We start from the raw sequence: 17980 nt of genomic DNA, 5'->3' as shown, positions 1-17980 counted from the left end.
GCCCGGAGTGTAGGAGTCCTCGACGTTCGTCGTCCGCGCCGGCTTGGTAGCCTGCGCACGCCAGCAGTGGGAACCCGGTGAGAGTCCGGGACTGACGCGCAGCGGTATGGGACCTGTCCCGAGTCCGAAGACCTGCTGGCCCTTGCGGCAACCGCCGTCGGGTCACCCGCGGGCTTCGCGCACGAGCCCCAGACCTCGAAGGAACCTCGCGTGGCTCCTCTCCGCACCCGCCCGACGCGGACCCGACGCGACCGCTGCCCCGGCGTCCTCCGCCCGTGGCCGGCCGCGGACGGCGGCCTGGTCCGGGTGCGTCTCGTCGGTGGACGGATCTCGTCGACCTCGCTCGTCGCACTGAGCGGGGTGGCTGAGGAGTACGGCGACGGGGACCTGCACCTGACCGCGCGGGCCAACCTGCAGCTGCGCGCCCTTCCGCTCGACAGCGGCTCCCTGTCGACGACGGTCGTGGCTGCGATCGAGAACACCGGGCTGCTGCCCTCGCGTCCTCACGACCTCGCGCGCAACGTGCTGGTGTCGCCGCTGACCGGGATCGCGGGCGGGCGTGCCGACCTGCGGCTGGTGGCCGCGTCCCTGGACGCCGCACTCCTGGCCGACCCCGGTCTCGGGGACCTGCCCGGCCGGTTCCTGTTCGCTCTCGACGACGGCCGCGGCGACCTCCTGACCCGTGAGCAGGATCTCGGCCTGGTCGCGCTCGACGGACGGTCTGCGCAGCTCAGAATCGGTGCGGCCTTCGGACCGGTGGTCTCGCTGGACGATTCGTCCCAGGCGCTCGCGTCCCTCGCCCGTGAGTTCCTCGCCGCGCGGGGAACCGGCGCGGGAGCACCGTGGCACGTGGCCGAGCTGGCCACTCCCCTGGGTCGGCAGGTCGCACCCGACCCGCGCCTGCCTGAGCCGGGGCCGCCGCTGGGCTTCGGATCCCATCCTGGCGCCGAGCACGTCGCCGTACCCGAGGGAGTGCTCACACCAGCCCTCGTCACCGAGCTCGCCGGTAGCGAGACCGAGCTCGTGATCACGCCCTGGCGCGGAGTCGTGGTGCCGACATGAACGCGCCCCCGACCCGGCGCTATCCCTACGAGGCCGACGGTCCGGCGATCTACCGCGACTCGTTCGCGACCATCCGCCGCGAGACCGACCTCACCTCTTTGCCCGCCGACGCCGAACGGGTCGTGGTCCGCATGGTGCACGGCACCGGGCAGATCGACCTGGCCCGCGACCTCGTCGTTCATCCCGGGCTCGTCAAGGCTGCCCGCACCGCCCTCCAGAGCGGAGCCCCTGTCCTCGTCGACGCACACATGGTCGCCTCGGGCGTCACACGAGCCCGGCTGCCCCGGGACAACGACGTGGTCTGCACCCTCCGCGACCCGCGTGCCGTCGTGCTCGCCCGCGACTGGGCCACCACCCGCTCCGCGGCCGCGGTGTCCCTGTGGGAGCCGATGCTCGAAGGGGCCGTGGTCGCCATCGGCAACGCACCGACCGCGTTGTTCCACCTCCTCGAGATGCTCCTCGACGGTGCCCCGCGGCCGGCGGCGATCATCGGCTGTCCAGTCGGTTTCATCGGGGCCGCTGAGTCCAAGGAGGCACTCGCGGCGCTGGCCGACGACCACGGTCTGGACATCCCGTTCCTGACCGTCCGTGGACGGCGCGGCGGCTCAGCGATGACCGCCTCGGCCCTCAACGCCCTCGCCCAGGAGGAAGAGTGACCGGACACCTCTACGGGGTCGGACTCGGCCCCGGCGACCCGGAGCTGATCACGCGCAAGGCGGCCCGGCTGATCGAGTCGGCCGACGTGATCGCCTTCCACGCCGGCGTGGGCAAGGAGTCCAACGCCCGCCGGATCGCCGCCTCCCTGATCCCGGACAGCGCGGTCGAGGAGGAGTTGCGCTACCCGATCACCACGGGCAGCACCGACCACCCGGGCGGGTACGCCGGTCTGATCACCGAGTTCTACGAAGAGTGCGCGTCGCGTCTGGCAACGCACCTGGAGGCGGGCCGCGACGTCGTGGTTCTCGCCGAGGGCGACCCGCTGTTCTACGGATCGTTCATGTACCTGCACGACCGACTCTCCGACCGGTTCCCCACCGAGGTGGTGCCCGGCGTACCGGCGTTCGCTGCGGCGACGGCCGTCCTTGCCGCGCCCCTGGTGCGGCAGACCGACGTCCTCACCGTGCTTCCCGGCACCCTGACCGTGCCCGAACTGACCCGGCGCCTGGCCGACACCGACGGGGCGATCATCATGAAGCTCGGCCGCCGCTTCCCCGGGGTCGTCGAGGCGCTCCGCCAGGCGGGTCGGCTGGAGCACGCGATGTACGTCGAGCGCGCCTCGATGCCTGCCGAGCGGTGGCTGCCCGTGGCTGACGTGGACCCGACCTCGGTGCCCTACTTCTCGCTGGTCGTCGTGCCCGGGGACTCGGTCCAGGACGAGCCCACCGGCCGCCGGGCACCGGTGCCGACGCCGCGCCCGACCGGCCGGCCCGGCGAGCTGCTCGTCGTCGGGCTCGGGCCCGGCCCGGACCGTTGGCTCACCCCCGAGGTCGCGGCCGCACTGGCAGAGGTCGACCACGTCGTCGGATATGCGCCGTACGTCGACCGGGTGCCCCAGCGCGCCGGCCTCACCCGCCACGCCTCGGGCAACACCGTCGAGGTCGACCGAGCACGGCACGCCCTCGAGCTGGCCCGTGCCGGCGAGCGTGTCGCCGTCGTGTCGGGTGGTGACGCCGGGGTGTTCGGCATGGCGGCCGCCGTCTTCGAGGCAGCCGCCGAGTACGCCGATGTGCCGGTCCGGGTGCTGCCCGGGGTCAGTGCCGTCCAGGCCGTCGCTGCGCGGGCGGGAGCGCCGATCGGCGGTGACTTCGCGGTGGTCAGCCTGTCCGACCGGCTCAAGCCGTGGCCGGTGGTGGAGCAGCGCCTGCGCGCGATCGCCGAGGCCGACCTGGTGCTGGCGATCTACAACCCGGCGTCGCGCACCCGGACCGAACAGGTCGTGCGGGCGCAGAAGCTGCTCCTCGAGATCCTGCCGGCCGACCGCGTGGTGGTTGTCGGCAGGGACGTCGGCCGGGCCGAGGAGTCGCTGGTCGCGACCACGCTCGCCGATCTCGACGCGGGCTCGATCGACATGAAGTGCCTGCTGATCGTCGGCTCGTCCCACACCCGGGTGACCGAAGCGGGCCGGGTGTGGACCGCGCGATTCGTCAGCCCTTGAGGGTGCGGTTGCGGGTCGGGTCGTAGAGGTAGGACTCGCCTCCGGCGCCGGGGTCCAGTGCGCGCCCGACGAGGATGATCGCGGCCTGGCGCAGCTCGGCCGCCTCGACCTGGTCGGCGATCTCGGCAACAGTGCCCCGAAGCACGAGCTGCTCTGGCTGGGAGGCCCGGTGGACGACGACGACCGGGCAGTCCGCGCCGTACTCGGTTTCCAGCTCAGCCATCACCTCACGGGTGCGAGTGATGGCGAGATGCAGCGCCAGGGTGGCGTGGGTTGCCGCGAAGCCGGCCAGTGCCTCGGTCGCCGGCATCGCCGTGGAGCGGGCCCGGACGCGGGTCAGGACGACGGACTGGGACACCAGGGGGACGGTGAGCTCGCGCCCGACGATCGCCGCCGCAGCCGCGTACGCCGGCACGCCGGGCGTGACGTCCCAGTCGATCCCGAGCTCGTCGAGGCGCCGGGTCTGCTCGGCCACGGCGGAGTACAGCGAGGGGTCTCCCGAGGTCAGTCGCACCACGTCGTGCCCGGCGCCGTGCGCGGTCGCGAGCTCGTCGACGATCTGGTCGAGGTCGAGGTGCTGGGTGTCGACGATCCGGGCGCTCTGATGGCAGTGGCCGAGCACCTCGGTGTCGAGGTAGGTGCCCGGGTAGAGCACCACGTCCGCGGCGGAGAGCATCGCCGCGGCGCGCAGGGTGATCAGGTCGGCCGCGCCCGGTCCGGCGCCGACGAAGTGGACGGTCATGGCTGTTCCTTCGTCATGGCCCACTGGATCACGGCACGGGCCGGGGTCCAGCCGGTGAAGGAGCCGAGAGGGGCGGCTGACTCGACCGCGATCCTGGTCAGCTCGCCGCCGTGGTCGGCGTACGCCCTTGCCAGGAGCGACTCGGTCTCGAGCGTCACGCCGTGCACGACGAGCCGTCCGCCCGACCGCAGCGCGGCGAGGCAGAGCCCGAGAAGGCCCGGCGTCGTGGCCCCGCCGCCGACGAAGACCGCGTCCGGGGCGGGCAGGTCGGTGAGCGCCTCTGGGGCGCGTCCCTCGACCACGTCGAGCCCCGGCACACCGAGCGTCACCGCGTTGCGGGTGATCCGGGCTGCGCGGGTCGCGTCGGCTTCGATCGCCACGGCACGGCAGGTCGGGTGGGCACGCATCCACTCGATGCCGACCGAGCCGGCTCCGGCGCCGATGTCCCAGAGCAGCTGCCCCGGCTGCGGGGCGAGCCGGGCGAGGGCCGAGGCGCGCAGGTCGCGCCTGGTCAGCTGGCCGTCGTGCTCGTACGCCGAGTCCGGCAGCCCCGCGGTCCACGAGCCGACCACGGGACCCGACAGGTCGAGGGCGAGCACGTGCAGCCGCGACACGGTGGCGCTCCAGGTGCCGGCCGTCCCCTCGACCCGGGTCTCCTCGGGGGAGCCGAGGTCGCCCAGCACCGTCATCCGGCTCTCGGAGTATCCGCGAGCCGTCAGGAGCCGGGCGACCCGCGCCGGCGTCGACTCGTCCGAGGAGAGCACCAGCAGCCGTCGCTCGGGGGCGAGCTCGCGGACGAGCAGCTCCGCGTCGCGGCCGACCAGCGTGAGCACGTCACTGGACTCGGCCGCCCACCCCATCCGGGCACGCGCGAGAGCGACCGAGGAGATCGCCGGGACCACGTCGACCGCGTCGGCGCCGAGCAACTCGACGAGCGTCGTACCGACTCCCGAGAGCAGCGGGTCGCCGGAGGCCAGCGCCACCACCGGGACATCGCCATGCCGGTCGAGGAGGTCCGCCACGCCGGCGCGCAGCGGCGACGGCCAACGCTCACGACGCTGGCCCGCGACCGGCGGCACCATGCCGAGGTGCCGGCGGCCGCCGAGGAGCACGGGCGCACCCTCGACGATCGTGCGGACCGCCTCGGGCAGGCCGTTCCAGCCGTCGGCGCCGATGCCGACGACCGTGATCCTCGGACGGCCGCTGCTGGTCATGGGCGCAGACGCTATCGTGACCCGCGACAGGCACGAGGTGCCCCGAGGTCCGGCTCGCACAGCGGACCGACGGGAGAATCTGGGAAGCCGGTGAAAGTCCGGCACAGGCCCGCTGCGGTAACCAGGACGCATGATCCTGGAAGTCCGAAGACCGGCCTCGCGCCAACGTATTCGCTGGCTGACGAGCGGGAGCCTCACATGCCGAAGCACTTCCCCTTCAGTGCCGTCGTCGGGTCCGACGCGGGGTTGGACTCGAACCCCATGGCGCTGGCCCTGATCCTCACGACGATCTCCCCCGAGGTCGGCGGCGTGCTGGTGCGGGGCGAGAAGGGCACCGCGAAGTCCACCATCGTCCGCGCGCTGGCGGCCGTGCTGCCGCCGATCGAGGTGATCGCCGGCGACCGGTTCTCCAGCGATCCCCGCGACCCCGCCCCGCTGTCACCCGACGGTCCCTTCGCCGCCGACGCGGCGAGCGAGACACGACCTGTGCGGCTGGTCGAGCTGCCGGTCGGCGCCACCGAGGACCGGGTGCTGGGGTCGCTGCACCTGGAGCGCGCGCTGTCCGAAGGTCGCACCGAGTACGAGCCCGGCCTGCTGGCCCGCGCCCACCGCGGCATCCTGTACGTCGACGAGGTGAACCTGCTGCACGACCACCTGGTCGACGTACTCCTCGACGCGGCCGCGATGGGCCGATCGACCGTCGAGCGCGACGGCGTCTCCGTCGAGCACGCCGCCCGCTTCGTCATGGTCGGCACGATGAACCCCGAGGAGGGCGAGCTGCGCCCGCAGCTGCTCGACCGGTTCGGCCTGACCGTCGAGGTGGCCGCGCCGCGGGACCCGGCCCTGCGGGTCGAGGTGGTCCGGCGTCGGATGGCCTTCGACGCGGATCCGGACGCCTTCGTGGCGTCGTACGCCGAGGACGAGCGCGCACTGACCGACCGGATCCTGGCGGCACAGAAGCTCGTCGACCAGGTCGAGCTCTCCGACGTCGCGCTGCTCCGGATCGCCGAGATCTGTGCCGCGCTCGAGGTCGACGGGATGCGCGCCGACATCGTCATGGCCCGGACCGCCGTCGCCCATGCCGCCTGGCACGAGCGGTCCGAGGTGACCACCGACGACATCCGCGCAGCGGCCAGGCTGGCGCTGCCCCACCGGCGCCGCCGCAACCCGTTCGACGCGCCGGGCCTCGACGACGACCTGCTCGCCGAGATCCTCGGCGACGACGAGCCGGACCCCGATCCCGATCCGGGCCCGGGCGGGGGATCGGACAGCCCCGGCGAGTCCGCCCACGGCGATCGTTCCGAGGCCGACGCGACCGAGGTCGATCCGGCCGCGGGCCAGTCCGCGCAGTCTGCGGGGCGATCGGCCCCGGGCACTCCGGCGACCCCGGGAGCGACGTACCGGACCCGACTGCTCGCGGTGTCGGGCGTCGGTGCCGGAGAGGCCGGCCGGCGCAGCCGTGCGCTCACCGCGAGCGGTCGCCGCGTCGGCGCCGCGCGCCCGGTCGACCGGTTCGGCGCGCCGCACCTCACCGAGACGCTACGTGCCGCGGCGCCGCACCAGCGCGGTCGCGGTCGCGAATCCGGGCCGATCCGCTTCCGGGGTGAGGACCTCCGGGTCGCCGTCCGCGAGGGTCGGGAGTCCAACCTCGTCCTCTTCTGCGTCGACGCGTCCGGCTCGATGGCGGCGCGCACGCGGATGGAGCAGGTGAAGACCGCCGTGCTGTCGCTGCTGCTCGACGCCTACCAGCGCCGCGACAAGGTCGGCCTGGTGACGTTCCGCGGCACCGGTGCCGAGCTCGCGCTGCCTCCGACCGGCTCGGTCGACGTCGCCGCGAGACGCTTGCGAGACCTGCCTGCGGGCGGCCGCACGCCGCTCGCGGAAGGACTCCTCGAAGTCACCCGCGTGCTCGACCTCGAGCGCATCCGCGACCCGCGCCGACGCCCGCTGCTGGTGCTGGTCACCGACGGGCGCGCCACCGCGGGACCGGACGCCGTTGCGCGGTCGCGCCGGGCAGCGGCTCTGCTCGCCGCGCGCGGCGTCACCACGGTGCTCGTCGACTGCGAGACCGGTGCCCTGCGTCTCGGCTTGGCCCGCCACCTGGCCGACGACCTCGCCGCGGAGTACCTCCCGCTCGCCGAGGTCAGCGCCGACGCGCTGACCGGGACCGTCCAGCGATCGATCCGACAAGGAGCAGCCTGATGCCCCAGGGCCAGCCACTCACCGTTCCCGACGACGGCCTGACCACGCGGGAGCGTCGCAACCGGCCACTGCTGATGGTGCACACCGGCGACGGGAAGGGAAAGTCCACCGCCGCCTTCGGACTCGCGATCCGGGCGTGGAACCAGGGCTGGAACATCGGTGTCTTCCAGTTCGTGAAGTCCGCCAAGTGGCGGATCGGCGAGCAGACCGTGCTCGAGCGCCTCGGCCGCCTGCACGACGAGACCGGCGAGGGCGGTCCCGTCGAGTGGCACAAGATGGGCGCCGGCTGGTCGTGGTCGCGCAAGGCGGGCGGCGAGGAGGACCACGCCGCCGAGGCTGCGGAGGGCTGGGCCGAGGTGAAGCGCCGGCTGGCCGACGAGACCCATGACCTCCTGGTGCTCGACGAGTTCACCTACCCGATGCAGTGGGGCTGGGTCGACGTCGACGACGTCGTGGAGACCCTGGCGAACCGGCCCGGCCGTCAGTACGTCGTGGTCACCGGCCGCCGTGCCGACCCTCGCCTGGTCGAGGTGTCCGACCTGGTCACCGAGATGACCAAGCTCAAGCATCCGATGGACGCCGGGCAGAAGGGCCAGCGGGGCATTGAGTGGTGAGACCGGTCCGTCCGTGACCGCACTCCCCCGCCTCGTGATCGCCGCGCCCTCGTCGGGACAGGGCAAGACCACGATCGCGACCGGCCTGATGGCCGCGTTGCGCCGTACCGGCCTCGAGGTCAGCGGGCACAAGGTCGGCCCGGACTACATAGACCCGGGCTACCACGCGCTCGCCACCGGGCGACCGGGGCGCAACCTCGACCCGCACCTCGTCGGCGAGGAGCGCGTCGCTCCGCTGCTGCTGCACGGAGCCCGCGGCGCCGACGTTGCCGTCATCGAGGGCGTGATGGGCCTCTTCGACGGGCGCATCGGCGGCAACGGCTTTGCGTCCACCGCGCACGTGGCGACGCTCACGTCGAGTCCCGTGGTCCTCGTGGTCGACATCGCGATGGCCTCGCGGTCCGTCGGCGCCGTGGTCCACGGCATGACCACCTTCGACCCGTCGGTCGAGATCGCCGGCGTCATCCTGAACAAGGCCGGCTCCGCCCGTCACGCCGCCGAGGCGGCCGGCGCGATCGACCTGCCGGTGCTCGGCGTGATCGACCGGGACACCTCGTTCGCGACGCCGTCGCGGCACCTCGGGCTGGTCCCCGCGGCCGAGCGCGACCGCGCCGGTGCCGACCTGGACCGACTGGCCGACCGGATCGCCGAGCTGGTCGACCTCGAGCAGCTGCTCCGGATCGCGACGTCCGCGCCGGCGATCGACGTCGAGCCATGGGACCCGGCGCACCAGGTCAGCGCGCCCAGCGAACGGCGACCGGTCGTCGCCATGGCCGGCGGCCGCGCCTTCACCTTCCGGTACGCCGAGACCGAGGAGCTGCTCCGCGCCGCCGGGTGCGACGTGGTCACCTTCGACCCGCTGACCGACACGCGGCTGCCCGAGGACACCGCCGGGATCTACCTCGGGGGCGGCTTCCCGGAGGTGCACGCCCACGAGCTCACTGCCAACACGTCGCTTCGCGCGGACCTCGCCGCGGCGCTGTCCGCGGGCACACCGACGGTGGCCGAGTGCGCCGGACTGCTCTACCTCGCCGAGCAGGTCGACGGCCACCCAATGGTCGGCGCGCTGCCGGCCACCGCGGCCATGACCGAGCGGCTCACACTGCGCTACCCCGTCGCCATCGCCGCGTCCGACTCGCTGCTGACCCGGAAGGACGAAGAGGTCACCGGCCACGAGTTCCACCGGACCGCGACGGCGCCCGAGGCCGGACCCACACCGGCCTGGTTGATCGACGGCGTCCCCTCCGGGTTCGCCTCGGCGACGCTGCACGCGTCGTACCTGCACACGCACTGGGTCGGCCACCCCTGGCTGGCGCAGCGCTTCGCCGACGCCGTGCACGCCACCGCGTCCAGAGCCGAGACCCTGCGACACCACGGCGACACGGAGGCGACCGCGGGCCTGCTCGACTTCGCCGTGAACGTGTACGCCGGCCCGCCGCCGGCCTGGCTCGACGAGGCCCTCCGTGGAAGCCTCGAGGACGTCGGCCGCTACCCGGACGCACGACCCGCAGCCGAGGCGATCGGGCGCCGGCACGGGCGATCCGCCGCCGAGGTGCTCCCCACCGCCGGTGCGGCGGAAGCGTTCTCTCTGGTCGCCCGCCTGCGTGACTGGCAGTGCCCCGTCGTGGTGCACCCGCAGTTCACCGAGCCGCACACCGCGCTGCTCCAGGCCGGTCGTCGCGTGCTCGAGGTGCGCTGCCCTGCGGACACCGGCTTCGCGCTCGACCCCGATGCGGTCCCCGAGCAGGCCGACCTGGTCGTGGTCGGCAACCCCACGAACCCGACCGGCGTCCTGCACCCGGCCGCCGCCCTCAAGGAGCTGCTCCGCCCGGGCCGCCTGGTGGTCGTCGACGAGGCATTCATGGACGCCGTCGCCGGGGAGTCCGAGTCGCTGGTCGAGCACGCCGAGCCCGGGCTCGTCGTGGTGCGCAGCCTCACCAAGCACTGGGGGATCCCCGGCGTCCGCGCCGGCTACCTGCTGGCCGACGCCGACGTCGTCGCGGGCCTGCGCGCGCTGCAGCCTCCCTGGTCGGTGAGCACGGCGGCGGTCGCCGCGATGGTCGCCTGTGCGGATCCGTCGGCAGCGACCGAGGCCCAGCGCCGCACCAGCGAGATCGGCGACCGGCGCCGCATCCTCGAGGCCGGTTTGCGAAAGCTCGCCATCACGCACATTCCGTCCTCGACGGCGTTCGTGCTGGCCCGGGTGGGCGCGGGAGTGCACGCCCGGTTGCGCGACCACGGCATCGCCGTACGCCGTGCCGACACGTTCCCCGGTCTCGACGAATCCTGGGTGCGGATCGCCGTCCGCGACGAGACCACGACGACCCGGCTCCTCGAGGCCCTGACCGCCGATGCGTGACCTCCGGCGGCCGGCGTGCTGAGCCGCGCGCTGGGCCTGGGCCTCGGCTGCGCGGCCGACCGACTGCTCGCCGACCCCGCCCGCTTCCACCCGGTTGCGGGGTTCGGCCGGCTGGCCGGGACCCTCGAGCACCGAACGTACGCCGACGATCGCAGCGCCGGCGCCCTTCACGTCACTGTGCTCGTCGGTACAACCGCGTTGGCCGGAGCGGCGATCGAGCGCGCCACCCGCAAGCGGCCGGTGCCGCACGCCCTGGCGACGGCGATCGCGACCTGGGCCGTGCTCGGCGGCACCTCCCTGGACCGCGAAGCGGCCGCTGTCGACCGGCTGCTGGCCGACGACCGGCTTCCGGACGCACGGGTGCGGCTGACCCATCTCGTCGGTCGCGACACCCGCCGCCTCGACGAGGGCGAGGTCGCCCGCGCGGTGATCGAGTCGGTCGCCGAGAACACCTCGGACGCGGTGGTCGCGCCACTGGTACTCGGGGCGGTGGGCGGCATCCCGGCGCTGCTGGGGTACCGCGCGGTCAACACGCTCGACGCGATGGTCGGCCACCGCGACGAGCGCTACGAGCGGTTCGGCTGGGCGGCGGCTCGTCTCGACGACCTGGTCAACCTGCCGGGCTCGCGCGTCGCGGCGCTGCTGGCGGCCGCCCTTGCGCCCGTGGTCGGCGGAGATCCGCACGAGGCGTTGCTCGCGTGGCGTCGGGACGCCGCCGGGCATCCGAGCCCGAACGCCGGGCCCGTCGAGGCAGCGTTCGCCGGTGCCCTGGCGGTTCGGCTCGGCGGCGAGAACACCTACTCAGGCCGCGTCGAGGACCGGCACGTGCTCGGATGCGGGCGGCCTGCGGCGCGTCACGACATCTCGCGAGCTCGCACCCTGGCACGCGCCGTCGAGGCCGGAGCCACGGCGATCGCAGTCCTCATCGCTCTGCGCCCCCGGCGCCGAGGAGCGCCCGGACCCAGTCCAGGGCGGCCGTGACGTCGGGCACTGTCGGGATGCCGCCGTCGGGCTGGTCACGACGCACCACGACCACCGGAATGTCGAGAGCCGCGGCTGCCGCCATCTTGGGCCACGTGTAGTCACCGCCTGAGTCCTTCGTGACGAGCACGTCGACCTCGTGCGCGCGCAGCAGTGACAGCTCGTCCTCCAGCCGGTAGGGGCCTCTCGATCGCAGCACGGTCCACGTCGCCGGCAGCTCGACGCCCGGGGCGTCGACGACCCTGACGAGCGTGTGTCGGTGGGCCAGGGGACCCACGAAGGAGCTGAGCGCCTGCCGCCCGACGGTGAGGAATGGTCGCCTCCCGAGCACAGCCGACGCGGTGGCTGCCTCGTCGTGCCCGGGGACCCAGTGCCACAGCTCCGCACCCGGTGCCGCGGACCAGCCAGGCCGCTCCAGCCGCAGCAGCGGCACGCCGGCCGCCGCGCACGCTGCGACGGCGTTGGCACTCATGCCGGTCGCGAACGGATGGGTCGCGTCGACGACTGCGACATGCCCTTCGGTGGCCAGGTGTGCGACGAGACCGGCGACTCCGCCGAACCCACCGATGCGCACGTCCCCGACCGGCAACCGGGGGCCAGCCACCCGGCCGGCAAGCGAAGAGAGCACCGGGACCCCGGTCTCCACGAGTACGGCGGCCAGCGCCCGAGCCTCCGACGTGCCGCCGAGCAGCAGGACGCTCATCGCGGGGTCCGCCGCAGCAGGAAGAGGTCCATCATCCAGCCGTCGGCGGAGCGGGCCCGCTCCCGTGCGGTGCCGATCTCGTCGGCCACGTCGCCGACCCGACCGCTGACGAGCTGTTCGCCGGGGGCTCCCAGGTTCGCGCCCCACCAGATCTGCCACTCCTCGAGTCCGGTCAGATCGACGTCGCGGTTGAGCATCGCGAGCACATTGTCGTGTCCGGCGGCGATCGCCTCGCCGAGCCGTCTCCCGGTCGTCAGGTGCACGGGCTCGCCGATCCCGTGCAGCACGACCCGGTGGCGGGCGGCGAGCAGCTGGGGCGCGGAGATGCCCGGCACCACGTCGTAGGCGACGTCGTCGAGCGCGTCGAGCAGCCGCAGCGTCGAGTCGTAGAGCGACGGGTCGCCCCAGACCAGCATCCCGACCACTCCGGGTCGCTCGTCGATTGCCGACCGGAGAGCGGCGACCCGAGCCGCGTGCCAGGTGCGCACGGCGGCCGGGTAGTCCTCCGGATCGACCCGGTCGCGCGGCGGGTCGGGGACGTGGACGAGCGGCGGATCGCCGTACTGGCGGCACACCTCGGCCCGGATCGCCAGCAGCGGGTCGTCCTCGCCCTTCCCGAACGCCAGCACCCGGTCGAGCGAGCGCAGGGCCTCAGCTGCCTCGGCGGTGACGTGCTGCGGGCCCATCCCGATGCCGACGACGCGGACCCGCCTCACCGGTCCTCCAGGTCGCCCTCGAGCTCCAGGTAGACCTGCTGCATCGCCGCCACCACCTCGGGGTCGGGCTCGGCCCAGAGACCCCGGTCGGCCGCCTCGTGCAGCCGCTCGACGATGCCCCGCAGGGCCCACGGGTTCGACCGGCGCATGAAGGCCTGGTTGGTCTCGTCGAGGACGTACTCGCGAGCGAGGGTCTCGTACATCCAGTCGTGCACCACGCCGGTGGTGGCGTCGAAGCCGAAGAGGTAGTCGACGGTCGCCGCAAGCTCGAAGGCGCCCTTGTAGCCGTGCCGCTGCATCGCACCGATCCAGCGCGGATTGGCCACCCGGGCACGGAAGACGCGGTTGGTCTCCTCCTGCAGGGTCCGCGTGCGTACGGCGTCGGGCGACGTGGAGTCACCGACGTACGCGCGGGGGTCCGTCCCGGTCAGGGCACGCACGGTCGCGACCATGCCGCCGTGGTACTGGAAGTAGTCGTCGGAGTCCGCGATGTCGTGTTCGCGGGTGTCGACGTTCTTCGCGGCCACCTTGATGCGCCGGTAGCTGGCGCGCATGTCGTCAGCCGCCGGGGCGCCGTCGAGACCACGGCCGTAGGCGAAGCCACCCCATGCGGTGTAGACCTCGGCGAGGTCGTTGTCGTCACGCCAGCTGCCGGACTCGACCAGCTGGAGGATGCCCGCGCCGTACGACCCCGGCTTCGAGCCGAAGATCCGCGTGGTGGCCCGGCGCTCGTCGCCGTGCTCGGCCAGGTCGGCACGTGCGTGCGCGCGCACGAAGTTCTGGTCGTCCGGCTCATCGAGGCCGGCCACCAGCCGCACCGCGTCGTCGAGCATGGCGACCACGTGGGGGAAGGCGTCGCGGAAGAAGCCCGAGATCCGCACGGTGACGTCGATCCGTGGCCGGCCGAGCTCGTCGAGCGGGATCACGGTCAGCTCCCTGACCCGCCGGGAAGCCTCGTCCCACTCCGGGCGCACGCCGAGCAGCGCGAGCACCTCCGCCACGTCGTCGCCCGAGGTGCGCATCGCCGAGGTGCCCCACACCGACAGACCTACCGAGGACGGGTAGTCGCCGGTGTCGTCGAGGTAGCGCCGGATCAGCGACTCGGCCATCGCCTGGCCGGTCTGCCAGGCCAGTCGCGACGGCACCGCGCGCGGATCGACGGTGTAGAAGTTCCGGCCGGTCGGGAGCACGTTGACCAGGCCCCGCAGGGGCGAGCCCGAGGGTCCCGCGGGGACGAAGCCGCCGCCCAGGGCGTGCAGCAACGCGTCCAGCTCGTCGGTGGTTCGGCCAAGCCGCGGCACCACCTGGGTCGCCGCGAACGCCAGCACCCGGCATACCTCCGGGTCGTCGTGCAGGTCTCCGGCCGCGGCGGGGTCCCAGTCGAGCGCCTCCATCCGCTCGACGAGCTCGCGGGCCTGGCGCTCGATCTCGTCCACGGCGGTGGTCGGCTCAGCTCCTTCCTTGAGACCGAGGGCCGCGCGCAGACCGGGAACCGACGCGGACTCACCGCCCCACACCTGGGCCGCGCGGAGGATGGCGAGCACCAGGTTGACCCGGGCCTCGCCGGCCGGCGGCTGGCCCAGCACGTGCAGGCCGTCGCGGATCTGGGCGTCCTTGATCTCGCACAGCCAGCCGTCGACGTGCAGCAGGAAGTCGTCGAACTCCTCGTCGCCGGGACGCTCATCGAGCCCGAGGTCGCGATGCATCTCCGCGGCGTGCATGAGCGTCCAGATCTCGCCACGGACGGCCGGCAGCTTGGCAGGGTCCATCGAGGCGATCTGGGCGTGCTCGTCCAGGAGCTGCTCGAGCCGGGCGATGTCGCCGTACGTCTCGGCCCGGGCCATCGGCGGGACCAGGTGGTCGACGATGGTCGCGTGCGCGCGGCGCTTGGCCTGCGCGCCTTCCCCCGGATCGTTGACGAGGAAGGGGTAGATCAGCGGCAGGCTGCCGATCGCGGCGTCGGTGGCACAGCCTGCGGACAGCGCTGCGTTCTTGCCGGGCAGCCACTCCAGGGAGCCGTGCTTGCCGAGGTGGACGACCGCGTGCGCACCGAAGCCCCCACCCTCGACGGGGCTCTCCAGCCACCGGTACGCCGCCAGGTAGTGGTGCGACGGCGCGAGATCGGGGTCGTGGTAGATCGCGACCGGGTTCTCCCCGAAGCCGCGCGGCGGCTGGATGAGCAAGACGATGTTGCCGGCCCGAAGGGTGGCGAGCACGATCTCACGCCGGCCGTTGACGAAGAGGGACCCCGGCGCCGGACCCCACGCCGCGACGACCTGGTCCATCAGCCTGGCCGGCAGCTCAGCCGTCCAGCGCCGGTAGTCCTCGGCGGCGATCCGGACGTGGCTGCCGTCGAGCTGAGCCGAGGTGAGCCACTCCTCGTCCTGTCCGCCAGCAGCGATCAGTGCATGGATCAAGGTGTCGCCGGCGATCGTGTCATCGGGCTCGTCCAGACCCGGGATGTCCCCCGGGGCGCCGAGGTCGTAGCCCTCGGCGCGCATCCGCCGCAGCAGCCTGATCGCCGAGACCGGAGTGTCCAGCCCGACCGCGTTGCCGACCCGCGCGTGCTTGGTCGGGTAGGCGCTCAGCACCAGGGCGACCTTGCGCTGCGCAGGCGGCAGCGCCCTCAGCCGGGCGTGGTTGACGGCGATCGCGGCAACCCGGGCACAGCGCTCGGGGTCGGCGACGTAGCGCGGCAGCCCGTCTTCGTCGATCTCCTTGAAGGAGAACGGCACCGTGATGATGCGCCCGTCGAACTCGGGGATCGCGATCTGGCTGGCGGAGTCCAGCGGAGTCACACCGTCGTCCGACGCGGCCCACTCGTCGCGGCTGCTGGTCAGGCACAGCCCCTGGAGGATCGGGATGTCCAGGGCCGCCATCCGGGCGATGTCCCAGGACTCGTCGTCCCCGCCGGCCGAGGCAGAGGCGGGCACGCTCCCCCCGGCTGCGAGGACGGTCACGACCAGTGCGTCAAGGGTGCCGAGCTCGGCATACAGGTCGTCGGGCGCGGCTCGCAGTGACGAGCTGAAGATCGGTACGCCGACAGCCAGACCGGTGGCGTCGACGGCATCGGCGAGTGCGTGCGCGAACGCGTTGTTCCCGCTCGCCTGGTGGGCCCGGTAGAACAGCACCCCGACCCGAAGCTTGTCCGGGTCGGCGTCCGGCCGACCGAGGACACCCCAGGCCGGGATCTCGGCCGGCGGCTCAAATCCTTCGCCGGTGAGCAGCACGGTGTCGGACAGAAAAGCGTGCAGCTGAGCGAGGTTCGCAGGCCCGCCCTCGGCGAGGTAGCGATGGGCCTCGGCGGCCACGCCCATCGGCACGGTGGACAGCTCCATCAGCTCGGCGCTGGGCTGTTGTTCACCGCCGAGCATCACGACCGGCATCCGCGACCCGCGGATCCGCGCGAACCCCTCGCAGAGGTCGTAGGGCGACCCGAGGATGCGGCCGATCACGAGGTCTGCACCGTCGATGGTCTCGGCCATCGACTGGTGCCCTGGTCGCGACGGGTTCGCCCAGACGTAGTCGGCGCCGGAGGCCCGGGCGGAGAGCAGATCGGTATCGGATGTCGACAGGAGCGCGATGCGCACGGGTCCTCCTCGGGGTTCTCGCCCCTCGTGGTCGGGATTCCCGTGCCCAGTGTCTGGCTGCGCCGACTCTCGTGGACGTCGGCGTCACAGTGGCGGAACCGCCCCGGACTCGCACCGGGTTCCTGGTCACACGGGAACTGTGCGCCCAGCCTAGGCGACCCAGGCGCGCCGACCCGGACGACCCCCGCACCGCTGGCGGGTCATGCCGACCTGAAAGACGCGGGCGCTCGTCGGTGTCGTGTCCAGGCCTTGATGGTGTGTGAGAGTTGTGATTGACCCGATTCGGATGGGCCTTTGCCGAGCTGGGAGAGAAGGTTTGCGCATGTGTGAGGGAGCCAGCGGGACAGGGTTGGATGTGGCACTCGTTGCGCCTCGACCGGCTCTGGGTGATGCGATCGACCCGATCGGGTTGGAACCCGTCGACGAGGTGATCGTGACCACCCTGGTCGACAACGTGTACGACGCGCTGTTGCAGGGCGATGAGCGGACCACCCGCGTGTCCTTCGGCGCAGGTCACGCCGAGGCACCTCAGTTTGAGGGCGGTGAGACGGTGGTTGGTCTTCGGGCCGAGCACGGTTTCTCGGCGCTGGTGACCGTGCGACGTGACGCGTCCACGACGTCGCTGCTGTTCGACGCCGGCCTGTCGCCCGACGCGATGATGGTCAATGCCGACCGTCTGGGGATCGACCTGCGCGGGGTTCAAGGTGTGGTCCTCAGTCACGGTCACTTCGATCACGTCGGTGGGCTCGCGGGGCTGGCGACGAGGTGCGCTGGTCGGTCGATGCCCATGGTGGTGCACCCGATGGCGTGGACCCGTCGCCGATTGGCCGTTCCTGGTGCGGACCCCCTGGAGATGCCGACGCTCAGCCGGCGAGCGTTGGAGGCCGAAGGCTTTGCGCTCGTGGAGAGGCGCCAACCGTCGCTGTTGGTTGACGACTGTGTCTTGATCACTGGTGAGGTCGACCGGACCACGGAGTTCGAGCGAGGCATGCCGGCAGCGCACGAGGCATGGACCGGGACCGCGTGGCGCCATGATCCCGACGTGGTGGACGACCAGGCACTGGTGGTCCACGTGCGTGGTCGCGGGCTGGTGGTCCTTACCGGCTGCGGTCATGCCGGAGCCGTCAACATCGTGCGACATGCCCAGCGGCTTACCGGAGTCTCTGATGTGGCGGCGCTGGTCGGAGGCCTGCATCTGAGCGGCCTCGCCTTTGAGCCCGTGATCGCACCAACGATCGAAGCGCTGACCGCGATGGCACCCAGCCTGGTCGTACCCGGACACTGCACCGGCTGGCGCGCGCAGCACGCGCTCGCTGCCGCCCTCCCGAACGCCTGGACCGCCGGCAGTTCCGGATCGTCCCACCGGGTCGACGCGGCCTGACCGAAGCGTGCCCGGTCAGCACCGAAGTCGCCGTACCCTCGCGGACGTCCCTGTCAGTAGCCGCCCGTAGCCGTCCAACCGTTCTTACTGATGTACCAGCCTGCCGAGGTCAGCATGACGGCGATCAGCAATGCGAACAGCAGGTCACCGGCCACCGGCCGGAACCAGCCCGGGCCCGCGTCAGAACGTGACGCTGCCTGCGAATGCACACATTGCCTGAGTGTGTTGCCGGGCGCTCGTCGCGTTCGCGCTCGTGACCCA

At 72.7% G+C, this 17980-nt stretch carries 14 protein-coding genes and 3 riboswitches; of the genes, 8 read left to right on the top strand and 6 right to left on the bottom strand.

What is annotated here, in order from left to right; translation table 11 throughout:
• Positions 1-22: 22 nt before the first annotated feature.
• Positions 23-154: riboswitch (cobalamin riboswitch) on the top strand.
• Between the two features lie 56 nt (positions 155-210).
• From EFL26_RS13405 to EFL26_RS13395, 3 genes are read left to right on the top strand one after another with little or no spacing between them, the layout of a single operon-like run.
• Positions 211-1062: a nitrite reductase gene (locus tag EFL26_RS13405; RefSeq protein WP_123223352.1), complete on the top strand. Its 852-nt coding sequence runs from the start codon at positions 211-213 to the stop codon at positions 1060-1062.
• Entirely contained in the window at positions 1059-1718 is a 660-nt protein-coding gene (locus EFL26_RS13400) for a precorrin-8X methylmutase (RefSeq protein WP_123223351.1), read from the top strand. Before EFL26_RS13405 ends, EFL26_RS13400 begins: the two co-directional genes overlap by 4 nt.
• Entirely contained in the window at positions 1715-3217 is a 1503-nt protein-coding gene (locus EFL26_RS13395; RefSeq protein WP_123223350.1) for a precorrin-2 C(20)-methyltransferase, read from the top strand. The genes EFL26_RS13400 and EFL26_RS13395 overlap by 4 nt, the downstream gene beginning before the upstream one ends.
• On the opposite strand, the gene cobM is transcribed toward EFL26_RS13395, so the two are convergent.
• Both cobM and cbiE read right to left on the bottom strand, forming a co-directional pair.
• Complete coding sequence (gene cobM, locus EFL26_RS13390) at positions 3207-3959, bottom strand: precorrin-4 C(11)-methyltransferase (protein WP_123223349.1); 753 nt, start codon at positions 3957-3959, stop codon at positions 3207-3209. The genes EFL26_RS13395 and cobM overlap by 11 nt on opposite strands.
• Positions 3956-5173 (bottom strand): precorrin-6y C5,15-methyltransferase (decarboxylating) subunit CbiE, encoded by a 1218-nt coding sequence (gene cbiE / locus EFL26_RS13385; protein ID WP_123223348.1) that lies wholly within the window; start codon positions 5171-5173, stop codon positions 3956-3958. Before cbiE ends, cobM begins: the two co-directional genes overlap by 4 nt.
• Positions 5174-5201: 28 nt before the next feature.
• Positions 5202-5347: riboswitch (cobalamin riboswitch) on the top strand.
• Between the two features lie 24 nt (positions 5348-5371).
• Between cbiE and EFL26_RS13380 the strand changes: the two genes are divergently transcribed.
• From EFL26_RS13380 to EFL26_RS13365, 4 genes are read left to right on the top strand one after another with little or no spacing between them, the layout of a single operon-like run.
• The gene (locus EFL26_RS13380; protein ID WP_123223347.1) at positions 5372-7375 is read left to right on the top strand and encodes a magnesium chelatase subunit D family protein; all 2004 of its coding nucleotides are present in this window, start codon (positions 5372-5374) and stop codon (positions 7373-7375) included.
• Entirely contained in the window at positions 7375-7989 is a 615-nt protein-coding gene (gene cobO / locus EFL26_RS13375) for a cob(I)yrinic acid a,c-diamide adenosyltransferase (RefSeq protein ID WP_123223346.1), read from the top strand. The genes EFL26_RS13380 and cobO overlap by 1 nt, the downstream gene beginning before the upstream one ends.
• 13 nt (positions 7990-8002) lie before the next feature.
• Complete coding sequence (gene cobBC / locus EFL26_RS13370) at positions 8003-10348, top strand: bifunctional hydrogenobyrinic acid a,c-diamide synthase/histidinol phosphate aminotransferase CobBC (RefSeq protein WP_123223345.1); 2346 nt, start codon at positions 8003-8005, stop codon at positions 10346-10348.
• Positions 10349-10363: 15 nt separating this feature from the next.
• Positions 10364-11329 carry a cobalamin biosynthesis protein gene (locus tag EFL26_RS13365; RefSeq protein ID WP_123223344.1) on the top strand — a complete coding sequence of 322 codons (966 nt, stop codon included), beginning with the start codon at positions 10364-10366 and terminating at the stop codon, positions 11327-11329.
• Here the strand turns inward: EFL26_RS13365 and EFL26_RS13360 are convergent.
• From EFL26_RS13360 to cobN, 3 genes are read right to left on the bottom strand one after another with little or no spacing between them, the layout of a single operon-like run.
• Complete coding sequence (locus EFL26_RS13360; RefSeq protein WP_123223343.1) at positions 11271-12032, bottom strand: cobalt-precorrin-6A reductase; 762 nt, start codon at positions 12030-12032, stop codon at positions 11271-11273. The two genes, EFL26_RS13365 and EFL26_RS13360, sit on opposite strands and share 59 nt — an antisense overlap.
• Positions 12029-12748 (bottom strand): precorrin-6A synthase (deacetylating), encoded by a 720-nt coding sequence (cobF, locus tag EFL26_RS13355; RefSeq protein ID WP_246000176.1) that lies wholly within the window; start codon positions 12746-12748, stop codon positions 12029-12031. Before cobF ends, EFL26_RS13360 begins: the two co-directional genes overlap by 4 nt.
• Complete coding sequence (gene cobN, locus EFL26_RS13350; RefSeq protein ID WP_123223342.1) at positions 12745-16338, bottom strand: cobaltochelatase subunit CobN; 3594 nt, start codon at positions 16336-16338, stop codon at positions 12745-12747. Before cobN ends, cobF begins: the two co-directional genes overlap by 4 nt.
• A gap of 27 nt (positions 16339-16365) precedes the next feature.
• Positions 16366-16506, bottom strand: a riboswitch (cobalamin riboswitch).
• 265 nt (positions 16507-16771) lie between these two features.
• Here cobN and EFL26_RS13345 point away from each other — a divergent pair.
• Positions 16772-17719 carry an MBL fold metallo-hydrolase gene (locus EFL26_RS13345; protein WP_221176948.1) on the top strand — a complete coding sequence of 316 codons (948 nt, stop codon included), beginning with the start codon at positions 16772-16774 and terminating at the stop codon, positions 17717-17719.
• A gap of 53 nt (positions 17720-17772) precedes the next feature.
• On the opposite strand, the gene EFL26_RS24535 is transcribed toward EFL26_RS13345, so the two are convergent.
• On the bottom strand, positions 17773-17928 hold the full coding sequence (locus tag EFL26_RS24535; protein ID WP_281273740.1) for a DUF6529 family protein: 156 nt from the start codon (positions 17926-17928) through the stop codon (positions 17773-17775).
• Positions 17929-17980: the final 52 nt, after the last annotated feature.

The organism is Nocardioides pocheonensis (assembly GCF_003725535.1).
GTDB classification, from domain to species: domain Bacteria; phylum Actinomycetota; class Actinomycetes; order Propionibacteriales; family Nocardioidaceae; genus Marmoricola; species Marmoricola pocheonensis.
This window is presented reverse-complemented; position numbering and strand designations above follow the sequence as displayed.

Coding starts and splice junctions, on each gene's coding strand:
- EFL26_RS13400 (WP_123223351.1), top strand. CDS start 1,059: ATGAACGCGCCCCCGACCCGGCGCTATCCCTACGAGGCCGACGGTCCG.
- EFL26_RS13380 (WP_123223347.1), top strand. CDS start 5,372: ATGCCGAAGCACTTCCCCTTCAGTGCCGTCGTCGGGTCCGACGCGGGG.
- cbiE (WP_123223348.1), bottom strand. CDS start 5,173: ATGACCAGCAGCGGCCGTCCGAGGATCACGGTCGTCGGCATCGGCGCC.
- cobO (WP_123223346.1), top strand. CDS start 7,375: ATGCCCCAGGGCCAGCCACTCACCGTTCCCGACGACGGCCTGACCACG.
- EFL26_RS13360 (WP_123223343.1), bottom strand. CDS start 12,032: ATGAGCGTCCTGCTGCTCGGCGGCACGTCGGAGGCTCGGGCGCTGGCC.
- cobM (WP_123223349.1), bottom strand. CDS start 3,959: ATGACCGTCCACTTCGTCGGCGCCGGACCGGGCGCGGCCGACCTGATC.